This window comes from Ornithinimicrobium humiphilum (genome assembly GCF_006716885.1).
GTDB classification, from domain to species: domain Bacteria; phylum Actinomycetota; class Actinomycetes; order Actinomycetales; family Dermatophilaceae; genus Ornithinicoccus; species Ornithinicoccus humiphilus.
Map to the genome: position 1 here is coordinate 326432 of NZ_VFPU01000001.1, position 20204 is coordinate 346635.

A 20204-nucleotide genomic window follows, 5' to 3' on the forward strand; every position below is an offset into this window, starting at 1 on the left:
CCCCGTGGGCCCGCCACTGTCTACCCTTGGTCACGTGAGCACCGAGCCCCTCCACACCGGCAGCGAGCACCTCCTCATCCTGCCCGACCGCGAGATCGCGGAGGAGATCGCCGAGGAGCTGCGCGAGGAGGGTTTCGAGCACGTGCGCGTGCTGCGCGAGGCGGCCCGGACCGAGGAGGACGACGAGGACGCCGAGTGGGCGGTCCACGTCGTCGACACGCGGCTTCCGGACCTCGCCGGTGACGCCGCCTACGAGGGCCTGCGCCGCCGCTTCGCCGCCCTCGCCCGCGAGCACGACGGCTGGTACGACCAGCCCGGTGACGTCCCGGCCCCCTGACCGGCACGGCGCGGCACACCCCCCACCCACGGCCCGGAGGGCGTATGAAGCAGGTCGAGACCGAGCTCAAGTTCGCCCTGGGCAGGCAGGACCCGCTGCCTTCTCCGGGCGACCTGGCCCGCACCGGGCCGGTGCGCGCGCACGCGTTGCGGGCGGTCTACCTGGACACCCGGGATCTGCTCCTGGTGCGCCACCGGATCACGCTCCGGCGGCGCGAGGGCGGCACGGACGCCGGCTGGCACCTCAAACTGCCGCGGCCGGACGGCTCCCGGCTGGAGGTCCACGCGCCGCTGGTCGACGGGCCCGGCCGCACCCGGGTGCCCGCGGAGCTGGTCGCCGAGCTGCGGTCCGCGCTGGGCCACGCCTGGCCCGAGGGCGTCCTTGGCGTCCTGCTGCCCGTCGCGGTGCTGCGGACGGTCCGGCTCCAGCTCGACCTGACCGACCCCGAGGACCCGGGACACGTCCTCGCCGAGATGTGCGACGACGCCGTCACGGCGCTGCCCGGGGGCGAGAGCTGGCGCGAGCTGGAGGTCGAGCTCGTGGACGGCGACGTCGCCTTCCTCGACGCGGTCGCCGAGGTCTTCGCCCGTCAGGGGGTGCGGCCGGCGACGAGCCCCTCCAAGCTGGCCCGGGCGCTCGGTGACCGGCCCGAGCGGGCCGCCCGCGGCGAGGCCCCGTCGCCCGAAGGGCCCGCCGCCGACGTGGTCCACACCTACCTGGCCGAGCAGGTGGCGGGGATCCTCGGCCGCGAGGACGACCTGCGCGCCGACGCCCCCGACGCGGTGCACAAGGCCCGGGTGGCCACCCGCCGCCTGCGCAGCGCCCTGCGCACCTTCCGTCGTCTGCTGCACCGCGACGTGACCGACCCCCTCCGGGAGGAGGTGCGGTGGTTCGCCGGGGCGCTGGGCGCGCCCAGGGACGCCGAGGTCGTGCGCGACCGCATCCTCACCGCCCTCGAGGCGCAGGACGAGGTCGTCGGCCCGGTCCGCGAGCGCGTGCGGACCAGCCTGGACGAGCGGCACACCCGGGCCCGTGCCGAGCTGGTCGGGGTGCTCGACTCGGAGCGCTACCGCGAGCTCGCCGACCGCCTCGTCGAGCTGCTCGCCGAACCGCCCTGGCGCGGGCGGGCGCACCGCCCGGCGGACGCCGTCCTGCCGACCCAGGTGGCGAGGGCCGTCGACCGGGCCAGCGCGACCGCGGCCCTCGCGAGCGCATCGACGGGGGCCGAGCAGCTGCACCAGCTGCACGAGGCGCGCAAGCGTGCCAAGGCCGTCCGCTACGCCTACGAGGCCCTGGCACCGTCCTTCGGCGCCCGCGCCGCCGAGGCCGCCGCCCGCTGGGAGCGGGTCACCGAGGAGCTGGGCCAGGTGCAGGACTCGGTCGTGGCGGAGGCCGAGCTCACGTCGCTGGCCCGCGCGGCGGAGGAGGCGGGGGAGCCGACCTTCACCTACGGGGTGCTCGTCGGCCGCGAGACCGCCACCCGGTCGGGGGAACGCATCGCCGGTGGTCTGCACGCGCTCGCCGAGGCGCTGGACGCGGACGTGCCGCTCGGCTGAACGCCCGCGGGAGCGTCGTCCGTGAGCGGACCGCGGACGGTCTCAGGCGTCCAGCGCCCGCTCGAAGGCCGTCAGCACGTCGGCGCCGAAGAGCACGAAGCGCACCTCCTCGACCGACGTGAGCGTCCCGTCGAGCCCGCGCACCGTCGCGACGGCCACGTCCGCGACCTCCTCGCGGTCCCAGCCGTAGACGCCCGCGCTCACCGCCGGCAGCGCCACCGACCGAGCCCCCAGCTCGTCGGCCACCTGCAGGCTCCGCCGGAAGCACGAGGCGAGCAGCTGCGGGTCTCGCTGGCCGCGGCGCCTGTCGGGTCCGACCGTGTGCACCACCCATCGGGCCGGCAGGCGCCCGGCGGCGGTCGCCACGGCCTCACCCGTGGGCAGACCCTCCGGCCACGACGTCTCGCGCAGCCTCCGGCACTCGGCCAGCAGCTCGGGTCCCGCCGCGCGGTGGATGGCTCCGTCGACCCCGCCGCCGCCCAGCAGGGAGGAGTTGGCGGCGTTGACGACCGCGTCGACCTGCTGGGTGGTGATGTCGCCCCGGACGCAGCTGATCTCCATACCGCTCAGCCTCGCACCTGGCTGGGATCGCGCGCGGCGATCCGGCTCAGCGGTGGACGAAGGGCAGGTCGGGGATCTCCAGCAGGCTCTGCACGACGCCGGGCGAGCTCCCGCGCGGGATCGACGCGGTCACCACGGTCACCGGGCCGTCGGCCACGACCTCGGTGGGGGTCAGCAGGTCCTCCAGGGACTGGCCCATGAAGAGGGTGCGGGCCTCGGCGAACTGCCGCTCCAGCGGGGCGACAGCGGCCTCGGCGGCAGCGTCGTCGTCGAAGACGTAGGCGAGGGTGATCTCCGCCGTCCCGGCGTCGTCGAGGCCCCAGCCCACGCCGACGGCCGAGAAGGGGTCGGCGGGCACCAGGTCGACCAGTCCCTCGACGTCCGCGTCGACGACGACCGAGCCGGCCACGGCCGTCTCCAGGTCCAGGAAGGTCCCCGTGAACAGCATCGCCGACAGCACGTCGGCGTCGTCGAGCGCGCGGGCCGCCGCGGCGAGCGGCTCGTCGTCGGCGAGCGTCTCCTCCTGCCCGGCGAGCCAGTCCTGGGCTGCGGCCGGGGTCGTGGTCACGGCGATGCGCCCCTCCTCGCGCGCCTGGTGCAGCGGCACCCCGCTGGGTCGCGCGTCGGAGGTGTCGTCGACGTTCACCTGCAGGTCCTCACCGCTCCCGACCGACCGCACGCCCTCGGTGCGCTCGTCCCCGGCGGGGGCGGAGTCGGCGAAGTCGCCCGCGACCACCGCGAAGGATCCCGGCCCCGAGCGCACCTCGACCACCGAGTCGACGTCGAGCAGCGACCAGCCGAGCTCCTCGGCGAACCCCTCGTGCCGTCTCAGGTGGTTGACGTTGAAGACCGGCGCCATCGGGACGAAGACCTGCCCACCGCCGGGCTCGACGCCGAAGCCCTCGAGCGTCCCGATCCAGTCCACGAGCGCGTCCTCCTCCACGGAGGTCGGGCGCTCGAGCTCGGCCGCCTCGGTCGCGGCCGTCAGGTCGGCGGTGTAGATCCGCACCTCGCCGTCGTCGGCCATCGACGCGGGCAGCTCGCCCAGGGCCCCGAGGACCGAGTAGTCCTCACCGCTCGCGAGGCCGCCGCCCCCGTCCCCGCCGCACGCCGCCGTCAGCGCCGACACCGCAGCCAGCGCACCCCAGACCCGAGCTCGCACCGCATCCCCTCCCGTCGTCCGCGGGGACGGCAGCGCGCCCCCCCGTGTGCCTCCAGCATCCTAGGTCAGGATCGGGATCGCTGCCGAACCGCGCCGCACTGGGGCACAATCGCAGCGACCGCGCCGGTCCCGGCGCCGCACCGACCGTGACGAGGGGGTATGCCGTGACGCTCGCCTTCGTCGTCGCGCTGCTCGCGGGCCTGTCGACGGTCGTGGGCGGCTGGCTCGGCACGCAGCGGCAGCTGCTGCGCCGCGACGCGCTCGCGGCCTCGCTGGCCTTCGCGGCCGGCCTGATGATCACGATCTCGGTCGTCGAGATCGCGCCCGTCGCCGTGCGCTCGCTCGCGGAGGTCGTCGGCCAGCGCGGCGCGCTGGTCTGGGTCGGGGGAGCGCTGCTGCTCGGCGCCCTCGTGGTGCTGGGCATCGACCGGGCCATCCCTCACGACGTGAACCTCGCCGACCTCGAGGGCGAGGACGCGGCGGCGGTGGACGGCCGGCTGCTGCGCAGCGGGATCCTGCTGGCCGGTGTCGTCACCCTCCACAACCTCCCCGAGGGGCTGGCGACCTTCGTCGCCACCCTGCAGCAGCCCACGGGCGGCATCGCGCTGGCGGTCGCGATCGCGATCCACAACGTGCCCGAGGGGCTGGCGGTGGCGGCCCCGATCTACGCCGCGACCGGCAGCCGCGCCCGCGCGCTCGTCTGGGCGACGTTGTCCGGCCTGGCCGAGCCCTTCGGGGCGATCGTCGGCTTCCTGCTGCTGCAGACGCTGCTCCCCGAGGAGTGGGTGGTCCTCTCCCTGGCCCTCGTGGCCGGGATGATGCTCGCCGTCAGCTTCCTGGAGCTGCTGCCGGCCGCCCGCCGCTACGAGACGCACTACAGCCAGTCCCTCGTGGGCTTCTTCCTCGGCGCGGTGGTCATGGCGCTGAGCCTGGTGCTGCTGGCGGCACCGACCTCCTGACGCGACGAGCCCCGGACGTGACGAGGGGCACCGGCCCGACGGCCCGGTGCCCCTCGCCCAGGAGTCGGTGATCAGGCGCCGCAGGGGGCGTTGGTCGCGTAGCTGAGCCTGTCGTAGTCCGACCAGTCGGAGGAGTAGAGGCTGCCGTCGGCGGCGGCCTTGAGCACGGCCATCACCGGACGGGTGAAGAGCTGCTCCAGGTAGCCGTTGCTCTTCTGACCCACGCTGCGCACCTCGTAGAAGATCGCCGCGTCGACGTTCTTCTGCATGCTCGGGCTGAAGCCGTCCGGGGCGGTGCCGCCCAGGATCATGCGGGAGATGACGCCACCGGTGATGTCGATGTACGGGTACTTGGCGACGTGGGTCTGGCCGTAGCCCGAGATGGCGTCGATGCTGACCTCGGACAGCTGACGGGCCAGCTTCCACTGGTCCGCCGACATGCGGCTCGGGTCGACCGAGTGCGCGCCGATCTGGAACTGGTTGAGGTCGTCGGTGCCGGCCACGCGCGGCGCCTGGCCCATGTGGTGCAGGTCGAGCGCGATGCTCGGGGCCTTCTCGACGAAGAGGTGCCAGAACGCCTCGGACTCCGGCTGGGTGAACCGCTCCCAGTCGCGGTTGAGGTCCTGGCGGTTGGGGGTGGTGCTCTGGCGGATGTTGGCCTCGGCGCCGTCCGGGTTGTACATCGGGATGGCGACGATGGTCAGCTCGGAGAGGATCTGCTTGACCGACGGGCTGCCGCTGCTGCCCAGCTCCTGCAGGATCTGCAGGACCGACTCGGTGGAGTGCAGCTCGTTGCCGTGGATGCGGGCCTGCAGCCAGATCACGGTGTCGCCAGTGCCGAGGGTGGCGTAGTAGAGCTCACGACCCTCGCCGGACTTGCCGGCGCTGGCGACCTTGACGCGGCCCTTGCTGTTCTTCTCGATGTTGAGCAGCTGGCGCTCCATGGCCCGGTAGTCCGGGACGCTGGACCGCATGACGGTCTGGTTCTCCTGCAGGCAGGGACCGCCCGGGTTCATGGTCGGCTCGGCGACGGCCGGGGTGGTGGTGATGAGGCCCGCAGCGAGCAGGCTGCCGGCCGCAGCCAGGGCGAGGGGAAGGCGCTTGCGCACGAAAACTACTCCTTCGACGTTGAAGAGTGATCCCCGAGCCGGCGTCGCTGCCGGGAACACGTAGTACATCAGACCATTGTCAGCAAGAGCAGGCGGGGGAGACGGGCGTGTCCGGGGTGCCGGAGTGGCAGGTCGTCGGACGAGGCACAGTGGTAGCGCGAAAGAGTTGAGCGGAATAGACTCAACTTTGACGAGGTTGTACTGCTCAGAGTCCCGATCCACCCTGCACGACAGACGAGGTAACCCATGGATCTGTCCCTGACGACCAAGGCCCAGGAGGCCCTGTCCACCGCCGTCCGTGACGCCGCCGCCGCGGGTCATCCGCAGGTCGAGCCGGCGCACCTGCTGCGCGCGCTGGTGCAGCAGACCGACACCACCACCGGGCCGCTGCTCGACGCGACCGGCACCTCCGCCGCCACCGCGCTGCAGGCGGCCGAGGCTGCGCTGCGCTCCCTGCCGAGCGCCAGCGGCTCCACCGTCGGCAATCCCGGTTTCTCCCGCGCCCTCCACACGGTCGTGAAGGACGCGCAGGACGCCATGGCCACGATGGGCGACAGCTTCGTGTCGACCGACCACCTGCTGCTGGGCATCGCCCGGACCGGGCAGTTCCCGGGCCTCGACGCCCGGGCGATCGAGGAGCGCATCCCCACCCTGCGCGGTGGCAAGAAGGTCGACACCGCCGACCCCGAGGCCACCTTCGACGCCCTCGGCAAGTACGGCACCGACCTCACCGCCATGGCTCGCGAGGGCAAGCTGGACCCGGTCATCGGGCGCGACGCCGAGATCCGGCGCGTCGTGCAGGTGCTCTCGCGCCGGACCAAGAACAACCCGGTCCTCATCGGCGAGCCTGGCGTCGGCAAGACCGCCGTGGTCGAGGGGCTGGCCCAACGCATCGTCGCGGGCGACGTGCCCGAGTCGCTGCGCGGCAAGACGCTCATCTCGCTCGACCTGGGCGCGATGGTCGCCGGTGCCAAGTACCGCGGCGAGTTCGAGGAGCGGCTCAAGGCCGTCCTGGGCGAGATCCGCGCCAGCGAGGGTCAGGTCATCACCTTCATCGACGAGCTGCACACCGTCGTGGGGGCCGGCGCGTCCGGCGACTCCTCGATGGACGCCGGCAACATGCTCAAGCCGCTGCTCGCCCGGGGTGAGCTGCGGATGGTCGGCGCGACCACGCTCGACGAGTACCGGGAGAACATCGAGAAGGATGCCGCCCTGGAGCGCCGCTTCCAGCAGGTCTTCGTCGGCGAGCCCTCGGTCGAGGACACGATCGCGATCCTGCGCGGCCTCAAGGAGCGCTACGAGGCGCACCACAAGGTCGCCATCGCCGACTCGGCCCTCGTCGCGGCCGCGACCCTGTCGCACCGCTACATCACCGGCCGGCAGCTGCCGGACAAGGCCATCGACCTCGTCGACGAGGCCGCCTCGCGGCTGCGCATGGAGATCGACTCCTCGCCGGTCGAGATCGACGAGCTGCAGCGCCAGGTCGACCGCCTGACGATGGAGGAGATGCACCTCCAGCGCGAGGAGGACGAGGCCTCGCGCCAGCGGCTGGAGCGGCTGCGCGCCGACCTGGCCGACAAGCGCGAGCAGCTGGCCGCGCTCACCGCGCGGTGGGAGGCCGAGAAGGCCGACCTCAACCGGGTCGGTGAGCTCAAGGCCCGCCTCGACGACCTGCGCACGCAGGCCGAGCGGCTGCAGCGCCAGGGCGACTACGAGGCCGCCTCGCGCCTGCTCTACGGCGAGATCCCGGCCGCCGAGGCCGAGCTGACGGCCGCGGTCGAGAGCGAGGCCGCCCACTCCCGCGGCGAGGGTCCGATGGTCAAGGAGGAGGTCGGCGCCGACGACATCGCCGACGTCATCTCCGCCTGGACCGGCATCCCGGCCGGTCGCCTCCTCGAGGGCGAGACCGAGAAGCTGCTCCGGATGGAGCAGGTCATCGGTGAGCGCCTCATCGGTCAGCGCGACGCCGTGCGCGCGGTCAGCGACGCGGTGCGCCGTGCCCGGGCCGGCATCTCCGACCCCGACCGGCCGACCGGCAGCTTCCTCTTCCTCGGACCCACGGGTGTCGGCAAGACCGAGCTGGCCAAGGCGCTCGCGGACTTCCTCTTCGACGACGAGCGGGCGATGATCCGCATCGACATGTCGGAGTACTCCGAGCGGCACGCCGTGGCCCGGCTCATCGGCGCCCCGCCCGGCTACGTCGGCTACGACGAGGGCGGTCAGCTGACCGAGGCGGTCCGTCGCCGGCCCTACTCGGTCGTCCTGCTCGACGAGGTCGAGAAGGCCCACCCCGAGACCTTCGACATCCTGCTGCAGGTGCTCGACGACGGTCGTCTCACCGACGGCCAGGGCCGCACGGTGGACTTCCGCAACGTGATCCTCGTGATGACCTCCAACCTGGGCAGCCAGTTCCTCGTCGACCTGACGCTGGACCCGGTGGCCCGCCGGGAGCAGGTCATGGCGACGGTGCGGCAGGCGTTCAAGCCGGAGTTCCTCAACCGGCTCGACGAGATCGTGGTCTTCGACGCGCTCACCCGCGACGAGCTCGCCGTCATCGTCGGGCTGCAGGTCAGGCAGCTGGCCGCCCGCCTGGCCGACCGGCGCATCGAGCTCGACGTCACCGAGGCGGCCACGGCCTGGCTCGCCGAGCGCGGCTACGACCCGGCCTACGGTGCCCGACCGCTGCGTCGCCTGGTGCAGACCGAGATCGGCGACCGGCTCGCGCGGGCCCTGCTCGCGGGCGAGGTCCGCGACGGGCAGCGGGTCACGGTCGACGTGGACCCCTCCGAGGGTGCGGACGGTCTGACCCTGGCCTGACGGCATACCTCCGGCAGGTCCTGCACCACCCCGACGGCCCGGTCCTTCTGGTGAGGGCCGGGCCGTCGGCGTGCCCGGAGGTTCGGCGCTCGTTCACGAGGAGTTCACCCTGGCCGACCCTCGGGGTCACCTGGGCTCCCTACGTTCGTCCTGGCAGCGCTGCCGGACCCGCACCGGTCTGCGCAGGCCGGTGCACCCCCACGAAGCAACCCCCAGAGAGGTTCCACTGTGAAGCTGCACCACCCCGGGACGGTCGTCGCTCTCGCGACAGCCGCCGGACTGCTCCTCGCCGCCTGCGGCAACGACAACCCCACCGCCGGCCTGACGGCGGGCGCCGCCGAGGCCGGCGACCTCACCGGCGACGTCAAGGCCTCCGGCGCCTCCTCCCAGGAGTCGGCGATGACCGCCTGGATCGCGGGCTACCAGAAGGTCCAGCCCGGCGTCACCGTGCAGTACGACTCCATCGGCTCCGGCGGCGGGCGCGAGAACCTCATCGCCGGCGCCACCGACTTCGCCGGTTCCGACGCTTACCTCGACGAGGAGGAGCGGCAGAAGGTGACCGAGGTCTGCGGCCCGCAGGGCGCGATCCACCTGCCCGTCTACATCTCCCCGGTGGCGATCCCCTACAACCTCGAGGGCGTCGACCGGCTCAACCTGCGCCCCGAGGTGCTGGCGCAGATCTTCGACCAGCAGATCACCAGCTGGGACGACCCGGCGATCGTGGCCGACAACCCCGACGCCGACCTGCCCGCCCTCGACATCACCGTCGTCAACCGCTCCGACGACTCGGGCACCACCGAGAACTTCACCGAGTACCTCCACGAGGTCGCGCCCGAGGCCTGGCCGCACGAGCCCGGCAAGAGCTGGCCGGTCAGCGGCGGCGAGGCCGCCGCCCAGACGACCGGTGTCGTCGACGTCGTCACCCGCACCCCCGGCGCCATCGGGTATGCCGACGCCTCCGCCGTCACGGGTCAGGCCGCCGCCATCGGTGTGGGGGAGGAGTTCGTCGAGTTCTCCCCGGAGGCCGCGGCCAAGGTGGTCGACGCCTCGGAGCCGGCCGACACCGGCGTGGAGGGCGACCTGGCCCTCGAGCTGGCCCGCGACACCACCGAGTCGGGCGCCTACCCGATCGTCCTGGTGAGCTATCACATCGCCTGCTCGGCCTACGACGACCCGGAGCGCGCCGCCGCGGTCAAGGACTTCCTGTCCTACGTCGTCTCCGAGGAGGGTCAGGACGTCGCCGCGAGGGCGGCCGGCTCGGCCCCGATCTCGGCGGACCTGCGCGAGCAGGCCCTGAGCCTCGTCGACACCATCTCGGGGGACGGACGCTGACCGCCCGTCCCCGCGCCGGCCGGCGGTCGTCCCCGACGACCGCCGGCTCCGGCGTGCCCCGCCCCTCCCGTCCCACGTCCCCCGGAGGAAGCTCATGAACGCCCCTGCCACGTCGAGCCCGCGGACCCGCGGCTCGGCGGTGCGTCGCCCGGGCGACGTCCTCTTCGGCGGTGCCTCGCTCGGCTCCGCCGTCCTGATCCTGCTGGTCCTGGCCGGCGTCGCTGTCTTCCTCGTCCTGGAGGCCCTGCCCGCCCTCACCGCCCCCGGCGAGGACATCACCGGCGGCCGCGGGCTGTGGGCCTACATCTGGCCGATGGTCTTCGGCACGGTGGTGGCCTCGGTCATCGCGATGGTCATCGCCACCCCGATCGCCATCGGCATCGCACTCTTCGTCTCCCACTACGCCCCACGGCGGCTCGGGCGGGCGGTCGGCTTCGTCATCGACCTGCTCGCCGCGGTGCCCTCGGTGGTCTTCGGGATGTGGGGCATGGCGGTCTTCGCGCCGCGGCTGGGCCCCCTCTACGCCTGGCTCGAGGCCAACCTCGGCTGGATCCCGCTCTTCGCCGACGCCTCCGCCTCCGGGCGCACGCTGCTGACCGCCTCGATCGTGCTGGCCGTGATGATCCTGCCGATCATCACCTCGGTCTCCCGCGAGGTCTTCCTGCAGACGCCGCGGCTGCACGAGGAGGCGGCGCTGGCGCTCGGCGCGACCAAGTGGGAGATGATCCGCACCGCGGTGATCCCCTTCGGGATGCCCGGCGTCATCGGAGGGACGATGCTCGGCCTGGGCCGCGCGCTCGGCGAGACGATGGCGGTCGCGATCATCCTCTCGCCCGGCGCCTTCACCTGGAACCTCATCGGCTCGGGCAACGTGACCATCCCCGCCGAGATCGCGCTCAACTTCCCCGAGGCGTCCGGGCTGCGGCTCTCCGAGCTCATCGCGGCCGGCCTGGTGCTCTTCGTCATCACCCTCGCCGTCAACCTCTTCGCCCGGTGGATCGTGGACCGCCGCGCCGCCTTCTCGGGAGCCAACTGATGAGCACGCTGACCACGCCCCCGACCGGCACCCAGGACCCGCCCCGGCCCTCCCGCCTCGAGGACGTCGACGGGGTCGTCCTCTCGCGCGTGCGGCCCACGACCAACCGGCCCGCGCTGCTGCTCGCCGGCGTCGCCGTGGTCGTCGCGCTCGTGCTGCGGCTGGCGCTCGACGTGCACGTCGCCCTGGCGCTCGTGCTCGCCTTCGTCGTCTACCTCGTCTCCGTGTATGCCGTCTACCGCACCCTCGGTGGCCCCCGGGTCGCCGTCGACCAGGTGCTGCGGGCGCTGATCTACTTCGCCTTCGTCTGCGCGATCGTGCCCCTGGCCTCGCTGCTGTGGACGGTCGTCTCGGAGGGGGCCGCGCGGGCGTTCAACCCCTCCTTCCTCAACCAGACGATGAACGGCGTCACCGGCCTGCACGACCAGGACTACGTCGAGGGCACCGGGCCGTTCGTGGGCGGTGCCTACCACGCGATCGTCGGCACGCTGGTCATCACCGGGCTGGCCACCCTGATCTCGGTGCCGATCGGGCTGTTCACCTCGATCTACATCGTCGAGTACGGCGCGAAGAGCCGGCTCGCGCGCTGGATCCGGTTCTTCGTCGACGTCATGACCGGGATCCCCTCGATCGTCGCCGGCCTGTTCGCCTTCGCCCTCTTCGTGCAGATCTTCGGGCCGCGCGACGCCAAGATGGGCATCGCCGGGGCCGTGGCGCTGTCGGTGCTGATGATCCCGACGGTGGTCCGCAACTCCGAGGAGATGCTGCGGATCGTGCCCAACGAGCTGCGCGAGGCCGCCCTCGCCCTCGGGGTGCCCAAGTGGCGCACGATCGCCAAGGTCGTGCTGCCGACGGCGGCCTCCGGCCTGGCCTCGGGCATCACGCTGGCGATCGCCCGCGTCATCGGCGAGACGGCCCCGTTGCTCGTCGCGGTCGGCTACGCCCGTGCCCTCAACCTCGACGCCCTCGCCGGCCCGATGAACACCCTGGCGGTCTACGCCTACTCGATGTTCACCAAGCCGCTGAGCCCCGCGGTGCGCGACCCCAGCCTGGAGCGCGCGTGGGCCGCGGCGCTGCTGCTCGTGCTCATCGTCGTCGCCCTCAACCTGCTGGCGCGCCTCATCGCCACGATCTTCGCGCCCAAGTCCGGCCGCTGACCCCCAGGAGACCCGACCCCATGTCCAAGCGAATCGACGTCAAGGACCTCGACATCTACTACGGCGACTTCCTCGCCGTGAAGGGTGTCTCGATGACCATCGAGCCCCGCACCGTCACCGCCTTCATCGGCCCCTCGGGCTGCGGCAAGTCCACCTTCCTGCGCACCCTCAACCGGATGCACGAGGTGATCCCCGGCGCCCGTGTCGAGGGCGAGGTGCTCATCGACGGCAAGAACCTCTACGGCAAGAACGTCGACCCGGTCGACGTGCGCCGCCAGGTGGGCATGGTCTTCCAGCGCCCCAACCCCTTCCCGACGATGTCGATCAAGGAGAACGTGCTGGCCGGCGTGCGCCTCAACGCCAGGCGCATCTCCTCGAAGGCCGCGGACGAGCTCACCGAGCGCGCGCTGCGCGGCGCCAACCTGTGGAACGAGGTCAAGGACCGCCTCGACAAGCCCGGCTCGGGCCTCTCGGGCGGCCAGCAGCAGCGGCTCTGCATCGCCCGCGCCATCGCGATCCAGCCCGAGGTCATCCTCATGGACGAGCCCTGCTCGGCCCTGGACCCGATCTCGACGCTGGCGATCGAGGACCTCATCAACGACCTCAAGTCCGACTACACGGTCGTCATCGTGACCCACAACATGCAGCAGGCCGCCCGTGTCTCGGACAAGACCGGCTTCTTCAACCTCAAGGCCACCGGGCAGCCGGGCCAGCTCGTGGAGTTCGACACCACCCAGACGATCTTCAACAACCCCAGCCAGAAGGCCACCGAGGACTACATCTCCGGCCGCTTCGGCTGAGCGGCGGCGCCGCGGGTCCCACCCGAGGGTGTGGCGGCACGACATACTGACCGCATGAGATCTCCGGGGCGGTCCGTGGCTGCGCTCTCGCTGGGCGCGGCCCTCCTGCTCGCCGCCTGCAGCGGTGGCGACGACGAGGCGACGTCGAGCGAGGCGCCCTCGGCGGCCGACCGCCTCGAGCAGGCGCGCACCGTCCTGGTCGAGGCCGGCACGGTGCACCTCGTGCTGACCGGCAGCGAGCTGCCCGAGGACGAGAAGAGCTACATCATCAGCGCCGAGGGCGACGGCACGATGGACCCGCCCGCCTTCGACGGCACCATCACCGCCAAGCTCGCGGGCATCCAGGCCGACGTGCCCACCGTCGCGGTCGACGGGGAGCTGTGGGTCAAGCTGCCCTTCGCCCCCTCGCACGTCAGGACCGACCCGGCCGACCTCGGCGTGCCCGACCCGGCCTCGCTCTTCGACCCGGAGGCCGGCCTCGTGGGGCTGCTGCCCCTGACCGAGGACGCGCAGTTCGGCGAGCGCGCCCGCGAAGGGGCCGAGACGGTGCAGGAGATCACCGGCACCATCCCCGGCGAGGCCGTGACCGAGCTGCTGCAGGTCGGCGACGCCGCCGCCTCCTACGACGTCACCTACGGCCTGGTCGAGGACGACTGGCAGGTGCGCACCGTCGAGATCACCGGTCCCTTCTACCCGCCCGCGACCTCGACCTACACGGTGACCCTCGACGCCTACGGCGCGCCGGTCACCGTCACCCGCCCCTGACGTGACCTCGAGGGGAGGGGCCGACGCGCCCCCGGAGGGCCGCGCGCGGACGGTCGCGGGCCGGGCCCGGTGGCTGCTCGCCGTCGCCGCGCTCGCGGTCGCGCTCGCCGCGGCCGACACCTACGTCGTCGTGCTCGCGCTGACCGACATGATGGCCGGCGTCGGGGTCGGCATCGAGTCGCTGCAGCGGGCGACGCCGATCATCTCCGGCTTCCTCCTCGGCTACGTCGCGGTGCTGCCACTCATCGGCCGGCTCTCCGACCTCGTCGACCGGCGCCGGATCCTGCTCTGGTGCCTGGTCGTCTTCGTCGTCGGTTCCGCGATCACCGCCGCCGCGGTCGAGCTGCCGGTCATGGTCGGCGGGCGCTTCCTGCAGGGCCTGGGCGGTGGCGGCCTGGTCCCGGCCACCCTCGCCCTCGTCGCCGACCTGTGGCCCCCGGGCCGCCGGGGCATGCCACTGGGCGTCGTCGGCGCGGTCCAGGAGCTGGGCTCGGTGCTGGGCCCGCTGCTCGGCGCCCTCGTGCTCGCGGTCGCGAGCTGGCGCGAGATCTTCTGGCTCAACGTCGTGCTCGGACTGGGGTGCCTCGCGGCGATCGCGGTGCTGCGCGTCGAGGGGGACGGGCCCGACGCCCGGACCGAGGACGACGTCACGCCCGGCGGGCGAGCCGCGCCCCGGGGAGCGGGCAGCCACCGCCTGGCCCGCGGCACGGCATACCTGCTGACGGGGGTGGCCGCGGTGCTGACGACGCTCACCCTCTGGGCGCCCGAGCCGCTGACCCGCTCGATCGCGCTGGGCGGGCCGTTCGTGCCCCTCGACCCGACCTCCGGCTCACGGGTGCTGACGCCGATCGGCCTGGCGGCCGGCGCGGCGTGGCTGGTCCTCGCCGTCGTCACGCCCCGCCGCTGGCTGCCTCTGCTCCTGCGCGCCGACCTGCTCGGTGCCACCTTCGTCGCGGTCGCGCTGGGCGCGGTGGTGCTCACCTTCAGCACCGCCGACCCCGAGACCGAGGTGCTGGGGGAGTGGGGCCTGTGGCTGCTGCCGGTGGCGGCGCTGGCGACGGTCGCCTTCCTCGTGCGCCAGCGCACGGCCGCCTCGCCGCTGGTGCCGCCCGGGGTGGTGCGGCGCCGCGTCTGGCCGGCCCTGGGCACGAGCGTGCTCGTCGGCGCGGCCATCGTCGCCGTCGTGGTGGACGTGCCGCTGCTCTCGCGGCTGGTGCAGGACACGGACGAGACCGACGCGGCGCTCGTGCTGGTGCGCTTCCTCGTCGCGGTGCCCGTCGGGGCGGTGCTCGGCGGATGGCTGCTGCGGCGGCTCGGACCGGCGGTCGTCGCCGCGCCCGGGCTGGCCCTGGCCGCCGTCTCGATCCTGGCCATGGCCCGCTGGGACCGCGGGTCGCTGGACGAGCTGGTCGCGACCACCGTCCCGCTCGTCGGGGCCGGGCTCGGCGTCGGGCTGGCCATCGCGCCGGTCAACGACGCCGCGCTCGCGGACGCGCGCGAGGACGGGCACGGCACGGTCAGCTCGCTCGTCGTGGTGGCCCGGATGGTCGGGATGGTCGTCGGCCTGGCGCTGCTCACCTCGTGGGGGCTGCGACGCTTCCACCTCGAGGTCGCCACGCTGCCCGACCCGACCGACACCGAGGCCCTGCTGGACGCCGCCGTCGTCCAGGTGCAGACCGTCCTGACGGGGGCCGGAGTGTGCGCGGCGCTCGCCGCGGTCGTCGCGCTGGGCCTGGGGTTGCGGCCGGTCGCCCACGCGTCCGCGGAGGACGCGGCGCGCTAGACGTCCTCGCCCCGCTGCAGGCCCAGCGTGGCGAGCAGGTCCTCGTGCAGCTGGATCCAGACGAGGTTCACCGACGCGACCTCCGGGGAGTCGACCCAGCGCAGGTCACCGGCGACGGCGCTCGCCACGGCGACGTCGACGCGCGGCTGGTGCACGCCCAGCCTGGGCAGGGCCGTCCGCAGCCCGGCGGTGACCTCGCCCAGCACCTGCGCCAGCCGGTCGAGCTCGCGGAGCACACGGTCGTCGTAGCGGTGGTCGGTGTGGTCGTTGGCCGCGAGCGGGTCGTCCGCGGTGGGCCGGAGCTGCCACCTCGTCATCAGCGGGCCGAGGCGACGGTTGAGGGGCACGAACCGCCGATGCCCCTCGGCGACCTGCTCCCGCACGCCGAGCCCGTCCAGCTCCTCGGCGAGGAGCCGCTCGCCGTGCTCGCGGCCGAGGTCGGTCACCGACCACCGGCTGCTCGGCACGAAGGCCGGCCGCCGGACGTGCCCCCTGGCCTCGGCGTCGAGCAGGTGCTCCTCGACCTCGGCGGCGTCCAGGTCGTAGAGCGCGGCGACCTCCCGGGCGCTCGCGTGGCCGAGGACGCGCACTCCGTGGACCGAGAGCAGGGCGTGCGACGACATACCGTCACCCTAGGCGGCGGTCGTCGCGCCCGCCCCCGGTCCGGCCGCGCCCGCACGGCCTACCATCGGGGCATGAGCCAGACCCTCCACCTCGTCGGCACGCCCGAGGCCGACCGCATCCTCACCGAGCACCCGTTCGCGCTGCTCACCGGCATGCTGCTCGACCAGCAGATCCCGATGGAGGTGGCCTTCGACGGGCCGCGCAAGATCGTCGAGCGCCTCGGCTCGGTCGACCCGGAGGCGATCGCGGCCACCGACCCGGAGGAGTTCATCGCGCTGTGCGCGACCCCGCCGGCGGTCCACCGCTTCCCGAAGTCGATGGGGCAGCGCGTGCACGATCTCGCGACCGCCGTCGTGCGCGACTGGGACGGTGACGCCGCGGCGATCTGGACCCAGGGCGAGCCCGACGGCAAGGAGGTGCTGCGCCGGCTCAAGGCGCTGCCCGGCTTCGGCGACCAGAAGGCCCGGATCTTCCTGGCCCTCCTCGGCAAGCAGCGCGGCCTCGAGGCATCCGGCTGGCGCGAGGCCGCCGGTGACTACGGCCGCGACGGCGTGCACATGTCGATCGCCGACGTCACCGACGCCGACTCCCTGACCAAGGTGCGTGCCTACAAGAAGGAGAAGAAGGCCGCGGCACGCGCCGCGAAGGCGTGACCCGCACGGGAGGCGGCATCTGGGCCGTCCCCGGCATGGTGCCGCTCGCGGTGGCCGCCTTCGTCGGCTTCGCGGGCTATGCCGCACTGCTGCCGGTCGCGCCGCTGTGGGCCGTGCACGGCGGGGCCGACTCCGCCGGTGCCGGCCTGGTCAACTTCGTGCTGCTCGGCGCGACCGTGGCCACGCAGTTCGCGGTGCCCGCCGTCATCCGCCGGCTCGGGTGGGGTCCGACCCTCTCGCTGTCGCTCCTGCTGCTCGGCGTGCCCGCCCTGCTGCACGTCCTCAGCGACCGGCTCGACGTCATCCTGCTGCTGTCCGCCGTGCGGGGCGTGGGCTTCGGCATCCTCACGGTCGCGGCCAGCGCGGCCGCCGTCCTGCTCGTCGACCCGCTGCGCCGGGGAGCTGCGGTCGGTGCCTACTCGCTGGCGCTCGCCGCCCCCAACGTGCTGCTGATGCCGGTCGGTGGCTGGATCTCCGAGGCCTGGGCCTTCTGGCCGGTCTTCGCGCTCAGCGCGGTGCCGGTCGTCGGCATCCCGTGGTGCTTCGCGCTCGCCCGCCACCTGCCCGACCGGGCGACCTCCGACAGTCGCCACCCGGCCGCGGAGGGCCAGCCCCCGGCGCGGGGGGCCTACCTGGCGGTCCTCCCGCCGACCCTGGTGCTCATGGCCATCACCCTCGCGGGCGGCGGGCTCATCACCTTCGCCCCGCAGATGGTCGCGGTGGCGTGGCTGTCGGCCGCCGGGCTGTTCGTCTTCGGGCTCGTCTCGACGCTGGTGCGCTGGCGGGTCGGGGGCCTGGCCGACCGCTTCGGCGCGGGGCGGCTGGCGTGGCCGTTCGTGGTGGTGGCCGCGGCCGGGCTGGCGTGGCTCGCCTGGCTGGTGCACGAGCCGGTCACGACCGGCGAGGTCGTGCCCTGGCTGCTCGCCTGCGCGATCGTCGGCTCCGGCTACGGCGCCCTGCAGAGCCTGACGATGATCCGCGCCTTCGAGGTGGCGGGCCCGCAGCGGGTGGGCGCGGCCAGTGCGCTGTGGAACGCCGGCTTCGACGCCGGCACCGCCTCCGGCTCGGTGCTCGTCGGTGCCGTCGCGGTCGGCAGCGGCTTCGGCGTGGGGACGGCCATCACCGCGGTCCTCGTGGCGCTCACGCTGCCGCTGGCGCTGCGCGCCCGCCGCTAGCTCACGCGAGTTTCTGTCGACCTTCCGCGCCGTCTTCCGGGCCGGTGCTCGCTGCGCTGCGCTCCGTGTCCTCAGCCGGCTGTCAGGTCGAGTTTCTGTCGACCTTCCGCGCCGTCCTCCGGGCCGGTGCTCGCTGCGCTGCGCTCCGTGTCCTCAGCCGGCTGTCAGGTCGACCCTGCTCTCTGTCGACCTTCCGCGCCGTCCTCCGGGCCGGTGCTCGCTGCGCTGCGCTCCGTGTCCTCAGCCGACTGTCAGGTCGACGACGACAGGCGCGTGGTCGCTCGCCCCCTTGCCCTTCCGCTCGTCCCGGTCGATGAACGCCCCCTCGACGCGGCGCGCCAGGCCGGGGCTGCCGAGGCAGAAGTCGATGCGCATGCCGCGGCGCTTGGGGAAGGCCAGCTGGGTGTAGTCCCAGTAGGTGTAGGTCCCCGGCCCCGGCGTGTGCTCGCGCGTGACGTCGGCGAAGCCCACGTCGACGACACCCTGGAAGGCGGCCCGCTCCTCGGGCGAGGTGTGGGTACGCCCCTCGTAGTACTCGACCGACCACACGTCCTCGTCGGTGGGCGCGATGTTCCAGTCGCCCATGAGCGCGATCGGCGCCTCGGGGTCCTCGCGCAGCCAGCCCTCGCCGGCCTCGCGCAGCGCCCGCAGCCAGTCCAGCTTGTAGAGCAGGTGCGGGTCGACCAACGAGCGGCCGTTGGGCACGTAGAGCGACCAGATCCGGACGCCGCCACAGGTCGCGCCCAGCGCGCGGGCCTCGGCGGCCGCGTCCTCGCCCTCGCCCCACGTCGGCATCCCCTCGAAGCCGACCTGCACGTCCTCCAGCCCCACCCGGGAGACGACCGCGACGCCGTTCCACTGGTTGTAGCCGACGTGCGCGACGTCATATCCCGCCGCCTGGAAGGGCATCATCGGGAACTGGTCGTCCCGGCACTTGGTCTCCTGCAGCGCCAGCACGTCGACGTCGTGCCGCTCGAGGAAGGCGACGACGCGGTCGACGCGGGTTCGGATGCTGTTGCAGTTCCAGGTGGCGATACGCACGCGGCCCAGCCTAGGTGGGGCGGGTCGCGCGCGAGCCGGCCGGGCTCAGGGGGCGGTGATCCTCCGCACCGCGCTCCGGTATGCCGTGCGCACGGCCGGGCGCGCCAGCGCGGCCAGGCGGTCCGGCACGAGGGCGGCGCCATAAGTCTGCCGCCACCGGACCGACGTGCCCCGGGCCGTGCGGGTCAGCGTCACCGTGATCGTGCCCGTGAGGACGCGACCGACCTTGTCGACCACCGCGAGCCGCGGCGGCTCCCAGGTGCGGACGACCATGTCGTCGTCAAACCCCAACGGTCCCACCGCGGTCCGGCCGGTGAAGCGGGCGCCCTCGCGCAGCGGCTCGCCGGCGACCGTCGTCAGGGGCACCGTGGCGGTGTGGCGGCGCAGGTCCCAGAGCCGCTCCCAGACCTGCTCGGGCGGGTCCTCGACGAGCACGTCGAACGCGAACTCCGGCACCGCCCACCTCCTGGTCCTGCGGGACCGCCAGCGTAGCCGTCACGGGCCGCCCCGGCGCGGTGCACCGCATACGCTCGGGGCATGTCCGTCGCACTCGTCACCGGCGCCTCCGCCGGACTCGGTCGGGAGTTCGCCGAGCAGCTGGCCGCCCGTGGCTCCGACCTGGTCCTGGTCGCCCGCGACCGCGAGCGGCTGGACGCCCTCGCCGAGGAGCTCGCAGGGCGCCACGGGATCACGGTGGAGGTGCTGGTGGCCGACCTCGCCGACCGCGAGCAGCTGGGCCGGGTGGCCGGCCGGGTGTCCGACCCCGACCGGCCGGTGGACCTGCTCGTCAACAACGCGGGCCTCGGCTCGCGCCGGGCGTTCGTGCGCAACGACCTCGAGGAGGAGGAGCACGCCCTCGACGTCATGGTGCGGGCCGTGATGGTGCTCTGCCACGCCGCCGGCGGGGCGATGCGCGAGCGCGGCACGGGCGGCATCCTCAACGTCTCCTCGGTCGCCTCGTTCACCGCGATGGGCCACTACTCGGCGATCAAGGCCTACGTGACCGTGCTCTCCGAGGGGCTGGCGACCGAGCTCGCGCTCCACGGCGTGCACGTGACGGCGCTGTGCCCGGGCTTCGTGCGGACGGAGTTCCACCAGCGCGCGGAGATGGACATGTCGCGGCTGCCCGACCGGCTCTGGCTCGACGCGCCCTCGGTCGTCGCCGCCGGCCTCGACGCCGTAGCCGCCGGGAAGGTCGTCTCGGTGCCGTCGCCGGTCTACAAGGGCGTCGTGGGCGTGCTGCGCGTCGTGCCGCGGCGGGTCAGCAGGCGGGTCTCGGGGGCCCTGGCCACCCGGCGTCGACCGCAGGACCGGCTCGGCTGAGCGGGCGACTACGC

General features: G+C 73.5%; 19 protein-coding genes. 13 read left to right on the plus strand and 6 right to left on the minus strand.

The genetic code is table 11. The features are described 5' to 3' along the window. The first annotated feature begins 34 nt into the window (after nt 1-34). Nucleotides 35-337 (plus strand): ribonuclease E inhibitor RraB, encoded by a 303-nt coding sequence (locus tag FB476_RS01480; protein WP_141817212.1) that lies wholly within the window; start codon nt 35-37, stop codon nt 335-337. Between the two features lie 44 nt (nt 338-381). After that, on the plus strand, nt 382-1893 hold the full coding sequence (locus tag FB476_RS01485) for a CYTH and CHAD domain-containing protein (protein WP_141817213.1): 1512 nt from the start codon (nt 382-384) through the stop codon (nt 1891-1893). A 42-nt stretch (nt 1894-1935) separates the two neighbouring features. Here the strand turns inward: FB476_RS01485 and FB476_RS01490 are convergent, their stop codons facing one another. Together FB476_RS01490 and FB476_RS01495 are read right to left on the minus strand one after the other, a co-directional pair. Next, entirely contained in the window at nt 1936-2454 is a 519-nt protein-coding gene (locus FB476_RS01490) for an O-acetyl-ADP-ribose deacetylase (RefSeq protein WP_141817214.1), read from the minus strand. 46 nt (nt 2455-2500) lie between these two features. Further along, nucleotides 2501-3616, minus strand: a complete 1116-nt coding sequence (locus tag FB476_RS01495; RefSeq protein ID WP_141817215.1) for a hypothetical protein — start codon at nt 3614-3616, stop codon at nt 2501-2503. Nucleotides 3617-3780: 164 nt separating this feature from the next. On the opposite strand from FB476_RS01495, the gene zupT reads away from it, so the two are divergent. Beyond that, the gene (gene zupT / locus FB476_RS01500; protein WP_170233491.1) at nt 3781-4575 is read left to right on the plus strand and encodes a zinc transporter ZupT; all 795 of its coding nucleotides are present in this window, start codon (nt 3781-3783) and stop codon (nt 4573-4575) included. 71 nt (nt 4576-4646) lie between these two features. Here the strand turns inward: zupT and FB476_RS01505 are convergent, their stop codons facing one another. Further along, nucleotides 4647-5684, minus strand: a complete 1038-nt coding sequence (locus tag FB476_RS01505) for a M14 family zinc carboxypeptidase (RefSeq protein WP_170233492.1) — start codon at nt 5682-5684, stop codon at nt 4647-4649. 246 nt (nt 5685-5930) lie between these two features. Between FB476_RS01505 and clpB the strand changes: the two genes are divergently transcribed. The 7 genes from clpB (at nt 5931) to FB476_RS01540 (ending at nt 15374) form a co-directional block, all read left to right on the plus strand. Next, complete coding sequence (clpB, locus tag FB476_RS01510) at nt 5931-8501, plus strand: ATP-dependent chaperone ClpB (RefSeq protein WP_141817218.1); 2571 nt, start codon at nt 5931-5933, stop codon at nt 8499-8501. A 228-nt stretch (nt 8502-8729) separates the two neighbouring features. Then, nucleotides 8730-9833: a phosphate ABC transporter substrate-binding protein PstS gene (pstS, locus tag FB476_RS01515; RefSeq protein WP_141817219.1), complete on the plus strand. Its 1104-nt coding sequence runs from the start codon at nt 8730-8732 to the stop codon at nt 9831-9833. A gap of 94 nt (nt 9834-9927) precedes the next feature. Next, nucleotides 9928-10869, plus strand: coding sequence for a phosphate ABC transporter permease subunit PstC (gene pstC, locus FB476_RS01520; protein WP_141817220.1), 942 nt, complete (start codon nt 9928-9930; stop codon nt 10867-10869). Then, nucleotides 10869-12026, plus strand: coding sequence for a phosphate ABC transporter permease PstA (pstA, locus tag FB476_RS01525; RefSeq protein WP_141817221.1), 1158 nt, complete (start codon nt 10869-10871; stop codon nt 12024-12026). Before pstC ends, pstA begins: the two co-directional genes overlap by 1 nt. Nucleotides 12027-12046: 20 nt before the next feature. Continuing rightward, a complete protein-coding gene (gene pstB / locus FB476_RS01530) occupies nt 12047-12826 on the plus strand; it encodes a phosphate ABC transporter ATP-binding protein PstB (protein WP_141817222.1) in 780 nt (259 codons plus the stop codon). 54 nt (nt 12827-12880) lie between these two features. Beyond that, nucleotides 12881-13591: an LppX_LprAFG lipoprotein gene (locus FB476_RS01535; protein WP_141817223.1), complete on the plus strand. Its 711-nt coding sequence runs from the start codon at nt 12881-12883 to the stop codon at nt 13589-13591. 1 nt (nt 13592) lies between these two features. After that, a complete protein-coding gene (locus FB476_RS01540) occupies nt 13593-15374 on the plus strand; it encodes an MFS transporter (protein ID WP_141817224.1) in 1782 nt (593 codons plus the stop codon). Here the strand turns inward: FB476_RS01540 and FB476_RS01545 are convergent. After that, nucleotides 15371-15997: a transcriptional regulator gene (locus tag FB476_RS01545; protein WP_141817225.1), complete on the minus strand. Its 627-nt coding sequence runs from the start codon at nt 15995-15997 to the stop codon at nt 15371-15373. The two genes, FB476_RS01540 and FB476_RS01545, sit on opposite strands and share 4 nt — an antisense overlap. 72 nt (nt 15998-16069) lie before the next feature. Here FB476_RS01545 and FB476_RS01550 point away from each other — a divergent pair, with 72 nt between their 5' ends. Both FB476_RS01550 and FB476_RS01555 read left to right on the plus strand, forming a co-directional pair. Further along, on the plus strand, nt 16070-16651 hold the full coding sequence (locus FB476_RS01550) for an HhH-GPD-type base excision DNA repair protein (protein WP_141817226.1): 582 nt from the start codon (nt 16070-16072) through the stop codon (nt 16649-16651). Next, nucleotides 16648-17826 (plus strand): MFS transporter, encoded by a 1179-nt coding sequence (locus FB476_RS01555; RefSeq protein ID WP_238329502.1) that lies wholly within the window; start codon nt 16648-16650, stop codon nt 17824-17826. Before FB476_RS01550 ends, FB476_RS01555 begins: the two co-directional genes overlap by 4 nt. A 240-nt stretch (nt 17827-18066) precedes the next feature. On the opposite strand, the gene FB476_RS01560 is transcribed toward FB476_RS01555, so the two are convergent. Continuing rightward, on the minus strand, nt 18067-18867 hold the full coding sequence (locus tag FB476_RS01560; protein ID WP_141817227.1) for an exodeoxyribonuclease III: 801 nt from the start codon (nt 18865-18867) through the stop codon (nt 18067-18069). A gap of 45 nt (nt 18868-18912) precedes the next feature. Beyond that, nucleotides 18913-19323, minus strand: a complete 411-nt coding sequence (locus FB476_RS01565; RefSeq protein ID WP_141817228.1) for a hypothetical protein — start codon at nt 19321-19323, stop codon at nt 18913-18915. 81 nt (nt 19324-19404) lie between these two features. On the opposite strand from FB476_RS01565, the gene FB476_RS01570 reads away from it, so the two are divergent. After that, the gene (locus tag FB476_RS01570; protein ID WP_141817229.1) at nt 19405-20190 is read left to right on the plus strand and encodes an SDR family NAD(P)-dependent oxidoreductase; all 786 of its coding nucleotides are present in this window, start codon (nt 19405-19407) and stop codon (nt 20188-20190) included. Nucleotides 20191-20204: the final 14 nt, after the last annotated feature.

What these genes read in the sequence shown, in the direction of transcription:
- FB476_RS01485 (WP_141817213.1), top strand. Translation starts at nt 382, where the DNA reads ATGAAGCAGGTCGAGACCGAGCTCAAGTTCGCCCTGGGCAGGCAGGAC.
- FB476_RS01490 (WP_141817214.1), bottom strand. Translation starts at nt 2,454, where the DNA reads ATGGAGATCAGCTGCGTCCGGGGCGACATCACCACCCAGCAGGTCGAC.
- clpB (WP_141817218.1), top strand. Translation starts at nt 5,931, where the DNA reads ATGGATCTGTCCCTGACGACCAAGGCCCAGGAGGCCCTGTCCACCGCC.
- pstC (WP_141817220.1), top strand. Translation starts at nt 9,928, where the DNA reads ATGAACGCCCCTGCCACGTCGAGCCCGCGGACCCGCGGCTCGGCGGTG.
- pstA (WP_141817221.1), top strand. Translation starts at nt 10,869, where the DNA reads ATGAGCACGCTGACCACGCCCCCGACCGGCACCCAGGACCCGCCCCGG.
- pstB (WP_141817222.1), top strand. Translation starts at nt 12,047, where the DNA reads ATGTCCAAGCGAATCGACGTCAAGGACCTCGACATCTACTACGGCGAC.
- FB476_RS01535 (WP_141817223.1), top strand. Translation starts at nt 12,881, where the DNA reads ATGAGATCTCCGGGGCGGTCCGTGGCTGCGCTCTCGCTGGGCGCGGCC.
- FB476_RS01545 (WP_141817225.1), bottom strand. Translation starts at nt 15,997, where the DNA reads ATGTCGTCGCACGCCCTGCTCTCGGTCCACGGAGTGCGCGTCCTCGGC.
- FB476_RS01550 (WP_141817226.1), top strand. Translation starts at nt 16,070, where the DNA reads ATGAGCCAGACCCTCCACCTCGTCGGCACGCCCGAGGCCGACCGCATC.
- FB476_RS01570 (WP_141817229.1), top strand. Translation starts at nt 19,405, where the DNA reads ATGTCCGTCGCACTCGTCACCGGCGCCTCCGCCGGACTCGGTCGGGAG.